The 11,099-nt window shown below is 60.9% G+C and carries 12 protein-coding genes and 1 pseudogene; 9 read left to right on the top strand and 4 right to left on the bottom strand.

The annotated features are described in order from the left end of the window. The first annotated feature begins 10 nt into the window (after window positions 1–10). The 8 genes from AB5Y48_RS08580 (at window position 11) to AB5Y48_RS08615 (ending at window position 5,602) form a co-directional block, all read left to right on the top strand. Window positions 11–1,192: an MFS transporter gene (locus AB5Y48_RS08580; RefSeq protein WP_050666526.1), complete on the top strand. Its 1,182-nt coding sequence runs from the start codon at window positions 11–13 to the stop codon at window positions 1,190–1,192. Between the two features lie 44 nt (window positions 1,193–1,236). Continuing rightward, window positions 1,237–1,686 carry a VOC family protein gene (locus tag AB5Y48_RS08585; protein ID WP_368164208.1) on the top strand — a complete coding sequence of 150 codons (450 nt, stop codon included), beginning with the start codon at window positions 1,237–1,239 and terminating at the stop codon, window positions 1,684–1,686. Further along, a complete protein-coding gene (locus AB5Y48_RS08590) occupies window positions 1,641–2,435 on the top strand; it encodes a glycine betaine ABC transporter substrate-binding protein (protein WP_368164209.1) in 795 nt (264 codons plus the stop codon). Before AB5Y48_RS08585 ends, AB5Y48_RS08590 begins: the two co-directional genes overlap by 46 nt. A 20-nt stretch (window positions 2,436–2,455) precedes the next feature. Further along, window positions 2,456–3,532, top strand: coding sequence for an L-dopachrome tautomerase-related protein (locus AB5Y48_RS08595; RefSeq protein ID WP_368164210.1), 1,077 nt, complete (start codon window positions 2,456–2,458; stop codon window positions 3,530–3,532). Between the two features lie 60 nt (window positions 3,533–3,592). After that, entirely contained in the window at window positions 3,593–3,829 is a 237-nt protein-coding gene (locus tag AB5Y48_RS08600; RefSeq protein WP_368164211.1) for a hypothetical protein, read from the top strand. Between the two features lie 91 nt (window positions 3,830–3,920). Further along, the gene (locus AB5Y48_RS08605; RefSeq protein WP_224162234.1) at window positions 3,921–4,391 is read left to right on the top strand and encodes a PACE efflux transporter; all 471 of its coding nucleotides are present in this window, start codon (window positions 3,921–3,923) and stop codon (window positions 4,389–4,391) included. Window positions 4,392–4,522: 131 nt separating this feature from the next. Continuing rightward, entirely contained in the window at window positions 4,523–4,861 is a 339-nt protein-coding gene (locus AB5Y48_RS08610) for a hypothetical protein (protein WP_368164212.1), read from the top strand. A 57-nt stretch (window positions 4,862–4,918) separates the two neighbouring features. After that, window positions 4,919–5,602, top strand: coding sequence for a hypothetical protein (locus tag AB5Y48_RS08615; protein WP_368164213.1), 684 nt, complete (start codon window positions 4,919–4,921; stop codon window positions 5,600–5,602). Window positions 5,603–5,605: 3 nt separating this feature from the next. Here the strand turns inward: AB5Y48_RS08615 and AB5Y48_RS08620 are convergent, their stop codons facing one another. From AB5Y48_RS08620 to rlmB, 3 genes are read right to left on the bottom strand one after another with little or no spacing between them, the layout of a single operon-like run. Further along, window positions 5,606–6,055, bottom strand: coding sequence for a GNAT family N-acetyltransferase (locus AB5Y48_RS08620; protein ID WP_136614196.1), 450 nt, complete (start codon window positions 6,053–6,055; stop codon window positions 5,606–5,608). Between the two features lie 55 nt (window positions 6,056–6,110). Then, entirely contained in the window at window positions 6,111–6,677 is a 567-nt protein-coding gene (locus tag AB5Y48_RS08625; RefSeq protein ID WP_368164215.1) for a Crp/Fnr family transcriptional regulator, read from the bottom strand. A gap of 9 nt (window positions 6,678–6,686) precedes the next feature. After that, window positions 6,687–7,436, bottom strand: a complete 750-nt coding sequence (gene rlmB, locus AB5Y48_RS08630; protein WP_050666518.1) for a 23S rRNA (guanosine(2251)-2'-O)-methyltransferase RlmB — start codon at window positions 7,434–7,436, stop codon at window positions 6,687–6,689. A 1,627-nt stretch (window positions 7,437–9,063) separates the two neighbouring features. On the opposite strand from rlmB, the gene AB5Y48_RS08635 reads away from it, so the two are divergent. Then, window positions 9,064–10,242 carry a DUF2971 domain-containing protein gene (locus AB5Y48_RS08635; protein WP_368164214.1) on the top strand — a complete coding sequence of 393 codons (1,179 nt, stop codon included), beginning with the start codon at window positions 9,064–9,066 and terminating at the stop codon, window positions 10,240–10,242. A 586-nt stretch (window positions 10,243–10,828) separates the two neighbouring features. On the opposite strand, the pseudogene AB5Y48_RS08640 reads toward AB5Y48_RS08635, so the two are convergent. After that, a pseudogene (locus AB5Y48_RS08640) lies at window positions 10,829–11,099 on the bottom strand (ribonuclease R); the annotation flags it as partial.

The following is an 11,099-nucleotide window of genomic DNA, read 5'->3' on the forward strand; positions in this document are numbered from 1 at the left end:
GGCGACCAGAATGAAACAGCGTCAAACCTTACCGGCCCGGATCTGGATCCTCACCTTAAGCGCCTTTGCCATCGGCACCGCCGAGTTTCTGATCGCCGGCATCCTGCCCCAGGTGGCCGACACCCTGGGGGTCACCGCAGGTCAGGCGGGCAACCTCATCACCGCCTATGCCCTGGCCATCGTCTTCGGCGGCCCCATCCTCACCCTCTGGCTGGCCCGCTTCGAGAAGCGCAATGTGCTGCTGGCCCTGATGGTGCTCTTTGTGATCGCCAATCTGATCGCCGCCTACAGCACCGACTACACCACCCTGATCGTGAGCCGCATCCTGGCCGGCCTGACCCAGGGTCCCTTCTACGGCATCGGTGCCGTGGTGGCGACCCGCATGGTGAGCGAGAAGATGGCAGGCCGTGCCGTCGGCCAGATGTTTGCGGGGCTGACCCTGGCCAACGTGCTGGGGGTGCCGGCGGGCGCCTGGATTGGCAACGCCATGGAGTGGCACACCAGCTTCCTGGCCGTGGCCCTGCTCGGCGTCATCGCCCTGCTGGCCATCGCCCTGGCCATTCCCCGCCAACCCGCGGAGCAGGGGGGCTCACTCGGTCATCAACTGGGGGCGTTTCGCAACTGGGATCTGATCGCCAGCCTGCTCTTCACCGTCCTCGGCTGGTCCGGCTTCATGGCCCTCTATGGCTACATAGCCCCCCTCGCGGAGCAGGTGGCCGGCTTCGAGCGCGAGAGCATCACCGGAGTACTGGTCGTGGTGGGTCTCGGCCTGGTCATCGGCAACAGCATTGGGGGGCACAGTGCCGACCACAGCCTGCAGCGCGCCCTGCGGATCTGGCCGCTGATGACCCTGGCCTCCATGCTGCTGGTCGGGTTGGTCGCCGGCAGCCAGTGGCTCTTCCTGGGGGCGGCCTTCCTGTTTGGCGTCGCTACCTTCGCCAACCTGCCCGCCATGCAGATGCGTGTCATGCGCCACGGCACCCGCGCCCCCGAGCTGGCGGCAACCGCCAACATCTCGGCCTTCAATGTCGCCAACGCCCTGGGAGGGGTGATCGGGGGCGCCGTGGTCGACAGCCACTTCGGGCCGGCGAGTCTCCCCTTCTTCGGCGCCCTGCTCCCGCTGTTGGGTCTGCTCTTTATCCTCACCCAGGAGCGCACGGGCCGGGCCCCGCAACCCGGTAGCGCCCTCTGATCCACCCTCGCCGCCCTGCGGGGCGGCCCACAGGAGAGAATGCCGTGATTCATGCCATCGATCACTTCACCCTGCGCACCCGGGATCTGGACCAAACCCTGGCCTTCTACCGGGATCGTCTGGGGCTGGAGGAGGGAGCACGCCCCCCCTTCCCCTTTCCCGGCCACTGGCTCTATAGCCAGGGGCGCCCCCTGCTGCACCTGCTACCGGTCACAGAGGAGGAGGGGCTCACCGACTACCTCGGCTATCGCCCTGGCCTGAGCGGGAGCGGCGCCATCGACCACATCTCGTTGCAGGCCGAGGGCCTTGCCGCCATGACGGCCCGGCTCGAGGCTCACCACACCCCCTACACCCGTCGTCTGGTCCCCGAACTCAAGGAGTGGCAACTCTTTCTGGAGGATAACAACGGGGTCACCATCGAGCTCATCTTCACCGCCCGGGAGGCAACATGCTCATCAGACTCGGAGTCACCGATCTCTCCTTTCACCATATGACTGGCGCCCTGGTGCGTACCGTGCTGGAACAACACGGTCACCAGGTGACCACCCACTACGCCCCCCACGAGGCCAACTTCGAGTGCCTGGCCGCCGGAGAGCTGGATCTGCTCACTTCAGCCTGGCTGCCTCACAGTCACGGCGGCTACCTGGAGCGGGTCAGGGAGCGCCGGGCCGTGCGAGAGCTGGGCCTGCACTATGAGTCCTATGCCCTCTGGGGCGTGCCCGACTATGTACCCGCCGATCGGGTGGGCTCGGTGCAGGACCTGCTCGCTCCCGACGTGGTCAGGCAGATGACACCGCTCATCCAGGGTATTGGCGAAGGGGCGGGCATCACCCGCTTCTCCCGGCGCATCATGGCCGAATACCAACTGGAGGAGGCCGGCTATGAGTTTCGCAGCGGCAGTGAGGCCGACTGCCTGGCCGCCTTCGAGCAGGCAGTGGCAGAGGGGCGCTGGGTGGTCGTCCCCCTGTGGCGGCCCCAGTTCCTGCACGCCATCCACACCATTCGCGAACTGCAAGAGCCCAAGGGCCTGCTGGGGGGCACAGACAGAGCCGTGCTGCTGGCGCCGGAGGAGCATATCGAGGCCCTGGGGGCAGAGTGCGTCGCGGCTCTCGACGCCCTGCGCTTCGGTAACGAGCTCATCGAGCGCCTCGACTATCGGGTCAGCCGCCTCGGTGACCCCCTGGAGCAGGTCTCCCTTGAGGCCATCACCGCCATGCAACCATTGATCGGGCAGAGCGCCTGATCCCCAACAGGATTGACCCTATGAAACTCAACCCCTCTCTCCTGGCGATCGCCCTGGCCCTGGCGACCCCCGCTCTGGCCCAGAGCACCGAGCTGACGGTCGCCGCCAGCAGCCACACCCATAACTGGAATGCGGTGGCCCCCAGGGCGGACAACACCCTGTTTGCCGCCGCCCCCCGCTGGACCCGCTCCCGTGGTTCCCAACTGGTCTGGATCGATCAGGCAGGCGACGAACACGCCTGGCCCGATCGCCAGTGGAACAGTTGGACCCTGGGCCAACCGGCCGCCCGGCACTTCATCAATATCAATGCCATCCGCCGCATCGGCGATCAGCTCTGGGTCGTCGACACCGGCGCCCCCGACTTCGGGGGCAAGCCCCTGCCGCAGGGCGCCAAGGTGGTGGTGTTCAACATCGCCACCGGCAACACCGACCGGATCTACTATCTCGGCCCCGAGATCGCCGGCGATCACAGCTATGTGGATGACGTGCGCATCAAGGGCAGGCACGCCTACCTCACCGATGCGGGCTGGCCCGGGCTCATCGTCCTGGACCTGGAGAGCGGTGCGGCGCGGCGCGTGCTGACCGACAGCCCCTCGACCCGGGCCAGCGACAAGGCCATCTGGGCCGGCAACAACGTGGTGCTCACGCCCGATGGCTCACTGCTCAAGGTCAATGCCGATCCGCTGGAGCTCAGCCCCGACCGGCAATGGCTCTACTATGGCCCGCTCAATGGCCCCATGTACCGCATCCCCACCCGGGCCCTGGACAACCCGGCCCTCGACGACGCGGCACTGGCCAAACAGGTTGAGGTCTGGTTCGACATGCCGCCCACCGGGGGAACGGCCATGGGGAAAGATGGTACCTTCTACTTCTCGGATCTGGAGCAGAGCGCACTCAAGCGCCGCCTGCCGGACGGGCGCATCGAGACCGTCATTCAGGATGAGCGCCTGCACTGGGTCGATGCGCCGGTGATCGACGATCAGAATGTCATCTGGATGCCGGTCCCCCAGATGGACAGGGTCTCACTGTTTCAGGGGGGCAAGAACCGCACCCGCTGGCCGGTGGAAATCCTGAAACTGGACTTGCAGACCAGGTAACCCTGCGCCGGGACGCTACCCTTGATGCAGGGCCCCAGGCCCTGTCACAAGGAGTGAGCGATGAAGCGTTGGATGACCCTGTTGGCCCTGCTGCTGGCGGCCCCGGCCCTGGCATTTCACTGCCCGGCCGACATGAAGAAGATCGACGAACTGCTGGCCCAAAAGCCACCCCTGAGCCAGGAGGCGCTGGCCAGGGTGAAGGCGCTGCGCGCCGAGGGTGAGACCCTGCACAAGCAGGGGGATCACCAGGGTTCGGTGGAAAAACTGGCCGAGGCACTCAGGCTGCTCGATCAATAGTCGGCGGGGGCTCGCCCCCGCCTCTTTTTTGAACATTGCTTCTCTTTTAACCATCCGCTCACTAGAATGCCCCTCCCACAGGAGGAGTATCATGAGCACCCAACTGCGCAGCACGGGCGATCGCCTGCGTTATCTGTTTCTCTACGAGGCGATCGGTCTGGCCCTCGTCTCCCCCCTCATCAGCCGGGTATTCGACAAAGAGGTGGCCGCCGTCGGCAGCCTCGCCATCTTCTTCTCCGTGGTCGCCACCGGTTGGACCTATGGCTGGAACCTGCTGTTCGACAAGGCCCTGTTGCGCTGGTGCGGGCGCACCGACAAGCGGCCACGGGATCGGGTGCTGCACGCCCTTGGGTATGAGGCCAGCTTCATGGCCTTTTCCCTGCCCTGCGTCATGCTCTGGCTCGATATGGGATGGTGGCAGGCGCTGGCCCTGGATCTCGGCTTCGTCGGCTTCTATCTGGTCTATATCATCCTCTTCACCTGGGCCTACGATCGCATCTGGCCGATCCCCGCCGCCCTCTCCCCGGCCGGCGGCCTCCAAATGGGCGAACAAAATAACTAACATACTGATTAAAAACAGAATGATCTCGAACAGGGCCACATAACTTTTCATTTTATTTCACTGCCTGCCAGGGAGCGCAGGGGGTAGCTTGCCCACACGTTTGCACCCCTTTCTCTCCTCAGCAGGACACCATGAATCACAGCGTCAGGCTCCCCCCTCTGGTCATGCTCGCAGCCCTCACCATGGCACCGGGCATGGCCGCCATTCCGAATTTCGATGCCCTCTGCGCCCCCCATACCCGGGTATGGGCCCGCGATGGCCGGGTCTATATCAACGACAAGATGGCGATCGTGCACGCCTTCACGGCTTATGCCTACCGGGCACAGAGGGGAGACAAGGTGATCGACATCAGCCTCTCCCGGGCCATGACGCCCCCGGGGATCAGCTACAGCGAGCGCAACAAGCGGGATGCACTGGAGTGTGTCCTGCAGCCCTCCGACTCCCTGGCCATCAGGGGGAAGGCAGAGTAGCCGGCCCGACGGCCGCGACTACACTCCTCTCATCAGGGCGGTACAGGATGGCAGAGGATGAACAGAGGCATGCTGGTGCTCGCGCTCTTTTGGCTACCGCTGCTGGTCGGGGCACGCCCCCTGCAACTGCTGGTGATCGCCCACTACCAACCCCTGCTCACCCCCTTCTATCAGGAGTGGCTCGAGGCCGCAGGGCTGGAATATGCGCTCACCCCCTGCACGCCGGCCCGTTGCGAGCGCCTGATCGAGGGCAGCGATGAGATCGATGGCGAGCTGGTCAGAGTAAGCGGTTATGAGAGTGCGCACCCCGAGCTGAAACCGGTCGGTGTCCCCATCGGCACCGTCAGGGTCTATGCCATCGGCAGCGGCAACTGGCCACCGGCCGAGGGCGATCAATATGGCTGCCTGCGTGGCTCCCTTTGGTGCCGCCGGCAACTCCCGGCGCAGCAGATCACCTGGCTCAACGATCAGGAGCAGGGGGAGTTGATGCTCAGGCGGGGGCGAATCCAGTGGCTGATCCAATTTTGGCCCGGGGCCGAGGAGAGAGGGGGGGAGCAGGGGCACCGGCTCGCTCGCCTCGACTACTTTCTCTATCTGAGACGGGATCAGGAGCCGGCAGCCCGGCAACTGGAAGAGGCCCAGCAGCGGCTGATGCTAAGTGGCCGCTGGCGACAGATGCAGCAGCGGCTGCTCACTGCGATTGCCGGGCAAGGGCCGCAGGGGGTACCGGCCCACCCCTGACACTCATCCCTTGCGCATGCCAATATGGGGAATGTCATCCTCAAGATATTCGGCCCCTTCTGGCACGAAGCCGTGGCGACCATAGAAGCCCTGCAGGTGCGCCTGGGCACCGAGCCAGATGGAGTGTGCGGGCCAGTGCGTCTCACAGGCCTGCACCGCCTCGGCGATCAGCCGATGACCCAGACCGCCACCCCGGCAGGCCGGCGCCGTGACCACCCGGCCGATAACGGCCCCCTGCTCATCGGCCACACCGGGCGCCATGATACGGGCATAGGCCGCCAGCGTCTCTCCCTGCCAGCCGAGCAGGTGATACACGCCATCCTGGCGATCCAGCCCGTCCAGATCCTGGAAGGGACAGGTCTGCTCGACGACGAACACTTGGGTCCGCAGGGCCAGCAGGTCATACAGCTCATCAGTGGAGAGTTCACTCCAGGATTTCAGGTTCCAGTTCATCATCGACTCCTTATCAGATGGGATCTCAGGATAAACGGGACAAACGGTGGACACATTAACCTTGGTTAAGGGATTTCAATCGTCTGCGGATCCGGCTCAGGCTGATGGGGGTGATGCCGAGGTAGGCGGCGATCTGGTGATCGGGCAGGCGGGCATCGAGGGGGGCATAGTGGGTGAGAAAGTGGCGATAACGGACCTCCGGGCCGGCGGTCAGCAGCAGCAACTCCTTCTCCTCCTTGATGCGCAGTTGCACCTCGAGCAGATGCTGGTACCAGGTGCCCCAGAGGGGCAGCCGGCGCAACTCGCTGATCCGAAACAGCTGTAACCGGCAGGGCTCCAGCGCCTCCACGCTGTAGCGGGCCGGCTCGCCACTGAGCAGGTGGTGAAAATCGACAAACTCATCCCCCTCCCAGTAGAACTCCTTGATGTACTCGCGCCCGTCGGCCAGCTCGACCCGAGCCCGCAGCAACCCCTGCTCCACCCGCACCAACAGATCCGGGCGCTCCCCGGCGTGCCAGAGGCAGGACTTGGCGGGGAGCACCTGGGGACGGGCAAACGAGAGGAGGCGCGCGGCCTCCTGTTGATCCGAGACCCGCCGCCAATCGAAGGGGGAACGATCGATCATCGGGGATTAGCCGCGACGCTGACGCACCGCCTCGAACAGGCAGACACCGGTGGCCACCGAGACGTTGAGGCTGGAGACGGCCCCCGCCATGGGAATGCTGACCAGCTCGTCGCAGTGCTCCCGGGTCAGGCGGCGCATTCCCTTGCCCTCGGCGCCCATCACCAGGGCCATGGGGCCGGTGAGCTTGGCCTGATAGAGATCGTGATCCGCCTCACCGGCGGTGCCGACGATCCAGACGCCGCGCTCTTGCAGCTCGCGCAGGGTGCGCGCCAGGTTGGTCACCTGGATAAGCGGGATCACCTCGGCGGCGCCGCAGGCTACCTTGCGCACGATCGGGGTCAGCCCGGTCGCCTTGTCTTTGGGCACCACCACGGCGTGCACCCCGGCGGCGTCGGCACTGCGCAGGCAGGCGCCCAGGTTGTGGGGATCGGTCACCCCGTCCAGCACCAGCAGGAAGGGGGCCTCGGCCGTGGCAGAGAGCTCGTCGAGCAGGGTGGCGAGATCGTGCTCGGACAGACGCGGCGCCTCCTTGACCCGGGCCATGATCCCCTGGTGGTTATTGCCTTCGCTCTTCTCATCGAGGGCCTTGCGACCCACCGGCTGGACCCGGATGCCGAGCCCTTCCAGCTCGGTCAGCAGGGGCAGCAGGCGCTCGTCTTCACGCCCCTTGAGGGCCCACACCTCGATAAAACGCTCCGGCTCGCGCTCGAGAAGGGCGGCCACCGCGTGGATGCCGTAAATCAGTTCACTGCTCATGTTCAAAATCCGTGGTGTCGGGTCGCATGAATGCGCCCCGGGGGAAAATGGCCCTACCGGCAACCTGACCGCCACAAGGTGGCGTCGTCACCGGTCGCGAAATAATGATGGGGCATCATACCAGAGACACCCGTCGCGAGGGAGTTCAGCCAAACTCCTTCGCCTATGCCAAGCATCCCAATCCCTGCGGGATTGCCGCTGTGCGGGGTTTCGCCCGCCCATCCGGAGGAGCTCGGTCAAGCTCCTGGCCTATGGCTCGGCTCTTGATGCGGCTGCGCGCATAGGGGTTTCGCCCGCCCTGCGGGCTGTGGCGAGTGACTTTTCTTTGCGTGGCCAAAGAAAAGTCACCAAAAGAAAGGCCTTCCCCCGCCCACCCGGAGGAGCTCGGTCAAGCTCCTGGCCTATGGCTGGCCCCTCGATGCGGCTGCGCCGCATGGGACTCGAGGGCGATGCCCTCGAAAGGGTTTCGCCCGCCCTGCGGGCTGTGGCGAGTGACTTTTCTTTGCGTGGCCAAAGAAAAGTCACCAAAAGAAAGGCCAACCCCGCCAATCCGGCCGCTACGCGGTTGCCCTCGGGTCGGTCACCAGGTCGGACGGACCGCCGCAGATGGGGCATCCCTGCCCCGCTGCGGCTGCGCCATCATCCCTGATGGCGCTCCTGACCTTGCTTCCTCCCCTCGACGGATTGCAGGGGGGACCAATACCGTGCCCGACAGTGGCCAAGTGGACTCGCTACGCGGCGCTCAAAACGGTGGGTGTCCCAGAATCTCCTCTCCTTCGTCGAGTTCCCTCGACTCACCGTCAGGTCCAACGGCACGCGCCGACGGGCCTTTGGCCTACGCCATCCATGGCTTCGGCCAAAGCCCGCTTCGAACTTCCTTGTTCTCGCGCCAAATCGGGGTCGAGCAGTGCTCGCCCTAATCCGAATTGGCCCCTGGCCCGCCGCCACTCGCTCGACATCCCTGTCTCGCGGCCTGGACCTGCCGCCTCCTCTCAGCGAATCGCAGGGGCTATCCAATACCCTGCCCCTCTGACGCTCGCACAGGTACTTGAAGATGAGTCCTGTCGTTGTTGATGTTCAACTTCAACACTGCTCAGGATGATTAATTTATTGATCTTGCTCAGGAAACCATCATCTCCCGCTTTTCTCCCCGACGGCACTCGCTACCATAGCCGTTTGGAAACCGTCTCGTCGGAGTCACCCATGAGCCAGGCCAGCGAAGCCGCGCAGGTTAATAGCAGCAGACTGAAGGCTGACATTCAGGGGCGGTAGCCTTGCCTGTTGGAATGGATCAACAAGAGCTGCCCACAACGACAGGCTCAACATGGTGACGGCCTCATGCTTATTTCTGAGCTGTTCACGCTGGCGTGATGAGACGACGCTTTCCAAGACTGATCTGTGCACTGTTTTTCCATACAGTAGTAACAGTGGCGCAAAAAGAGGAAGTCAAGCGAATACGCTCGGCACTAACAGCAAGCTGGTAACATCATGATTTAATGATAGATTTCACTTGGCGGCGATAACGATGTTACGGAGTTATATGGAATTCTCTGCTAATGGATTAGTACCGCCTTCCATCTAATCACTGTTAGCTTTTTCAAATGTATATAAGTTGAGATATTTATAGATGTACTTGTACAAATATCAGAGTGTTAGTCCACTATCTTTAATGATGCTAAAACGTGGTGAAGTCTATTTTGCCTCGGCAAGCGAGTTGAATGATAGGCATGAGTGTAGAGCTAGATACCTATTCAATGCTCCAAAAGAGGTTTGGATTCGATTTGTCGATTATGTGTTGTGTAAAATTTGCTCTAAATACCGTCTTTATCATTCGCCTCAAGATGCACACAAACTGATTGAATTAGCTGAGCCTATTTTTGAATCTGGCTATAGACGAATAAAGAAAAAAAACTTGACTGTATATGATACTGTTCAGCTTTTTAATTTTGGTTTCGATACTGCTCTAGGCGAAGAATTTACTCCAGAAGAAAAAAAGAAGATCAAACAATATACTGAGCATTACTTGTTAGGGTTAAGTGAGAGCGAACTTTTGGAAAACAAACACATTTGTTCGTTTTCCAAAAATGCGATAAACCCTACTATGTGGGGACACTATGGAGCGGCCGAAACTGGTTTTGTCGTTATATATGAAAGCTCTGATGGTTGTATTGACGTTGAATCAACATTGTCCAACTTGTCTGGTTATCGAAAAAAAGAAGAAGGGAGGTATGAGATAGGTAGCTATACCAATGAAAGTTTGATGTTAAAAGACGTTAGCTACTCTAGGCAACCTTGTAAAATTAATGCTTTTGAAAGGCTTATACATAAATTCCGTTTCAGTGAAAGAGAAGCACATTACGATGTACCTGAAAGCTTTCTGGGTATGATTGACCAAATGGAAATAGATAAAGTAGGGTTAGTTAAGTTCACTGATTGGAAGTATGAGCAAGAGGTTCGCTTACTATTCCCGACTCATGAAGAGCTGCCTTCAGAGCATCGTTGCTTAAAAGTAAATAGTCGCCACATAAAAGGAGTTATCTTTGGTCCTAAGACATCAGATAGTTCAAAAGAAAGAGTTTTAATGGCTTGTGCTCATTTATTAGACCATGCCAAAGATAAGCCCAATTTGGGGGTTTTTCAGGCGTTAGACTCGCACGATAGCTACTCTTATAAAGTTTTTCCAGTGGGTATGGTATCAAAGTTTTTTTCACCAAAATTCCTCCCTTTAACAGAATATGGACGCTTAAATCCTGAACAAAAGGAGTATTTGGATAATTTAGGCAAAGGTATTGCGGAACAAAGCTAACAAAGCGTTTAAGACGGATTCACAACGCTTGGCATTCTCAGTTTGATTCAACTTTAGTGTTTACGGCACAAAGGAAATGGGACACCCACCATTCTGAGCGCCGCGTAGCAGACAACAGCTCAACAGCCAGCCAACCCTGTCACAGGCGGGCACGGTATTGGTTCCCCCTCTGATTCGCCGAGACGAAAGCACGCTGCCAGGCCGCGAGACAGGGATGTCACGACCGAAAATGACCGAAAATGGGATGAAAATGGGACACCCACCATTCTGAGTGCCGCGTAACAGCCAACAGACCCGCACAATAAGCCGAGGGTATCCGCGCAGCGGACGACTTGCCGGGGGTTGGCCGCTCGATTGGTGACTTTTCTTTGGCCACGCAAAGAAAAGTCACTCGCCATAGGCACGGAGCTTGGCCGAGCTCCGCCGAGGGCTGAGCCCCCCTTTTCGCTGACCATAAAAAATCCGAACCCCGGTAACAGGGTTCGGATTTTTTTGCTCTCAAGGGGCAGTCTGGCTTTGAGGGAGATAACCCGGGGCCATCAGCCCCTCACGGCCAAGGCAGGGGTCACCAGACCCACGCCATGGGTTACCCCTTGGCCTTGTCGCGGGCGCGCTTGCCGGGGCGGCGATTGCTCGGCTTGGCGCTGCCACCGCTCTTCTTCTCCTTGCCCTCGGCCTTGCGCTTGTCGCGGCGACGCTCGGTCTTGGCCTTCTCTTTCTTGATGTCGGCCATCTTGCGCACCGCCTGCTTGGCGCCCTTGCCGGTCATCTTGAGGGGCTCCTCGACCATCACGAAGTCGATCTTGCGATCGTCCAGGCTCACCCCCATCACCTTGACCCGCACCTTGTCACCGAGG

Source organism: Aeromonas sp. R6-2, assembly GCF_040908155.1.
Lineage (GTDB): Bacteria > Pseudomonadota > Gammaproteobacteria > Enterobacterales > Aeromonadaceae > Aeromonas > Aeromonas schubertii.

Excerpts from the sequence above, each read along its gene's own strand:
- AB5Y48_RS08635 (WP_368164214.1), top strand. The coding sequence starts at position 9,064 with ATGTACTTGTACAAATATCAGAGTGTTAGTCCACTATCTTTAATGATG.
- AB5Y48_RS08590 (WP_368164209.1), top strand. The coding sequence starts at position 1,641 with ATGCTCATCAGACTCGGAGTCACCGATCTCTCCTTTCACCATATGACT.
- AB5Y48_RS08580 (WP_050666526.1), top strand. The coding sequence starts at position 11 with ATGAAACAGCGTCAAACCTTACCGGCCCGGATCTGGATCCTCACCTTA.
- AB5Y48_RS08595 (WP_368164210.1), top strand. The coding sequence starts at position 2,456 with ATGAAACTCAACCCCTCTCTCCTGGCGATCGCCCTGGCCCTGGCGACC.
- AB5Y48_RS08620 (WP_136614196.1), bottom strand. The coding sequence starts at position 6,055 with ATGAACTGGAACCTGAAATCCTGGAGTGAACTCTCCACTGATGAGCTG.
- AB5Y48_RS08600 (WP_368164211.1), top strand. The coding sequence starts at position 3,593 with ATGAAGCGTTGGATGACCCTGTTGGCCCTGCTGCTGGCGGCCCCGGCC.
- rlmB (WP_050666518.1), bottom strand. The coding sequence starts at position 7,436 with ATGAGCAGTGAACTGATTTACGGCATCCACGCGGTGGCCGCCCTTCTC.
- AB5Y48_RS08605 (WP_224162234.1), top strand. The coding sequence starts at position 3,921 with ATGAGCACCCAACTGCGCAGCACGGGCGATCGCCTGCGTTATCTGTTT.
- AB5Y48_RS08610 (WP_368164212.1), top strand. The coding sequence starts at position 4,523 with ATGAATCACAGCGTCAGGCTCCCCCCTCTGGTCATGCTCGCAGCCCTC.
- AB5Y48_RS08615 (WP_368164213.1), top strand. The coding sequence starts at position 4,919 with ATGAACAGAGGCATGCTGGTGCTCGCGCTCTTTTGGCTACCGCTGCTG.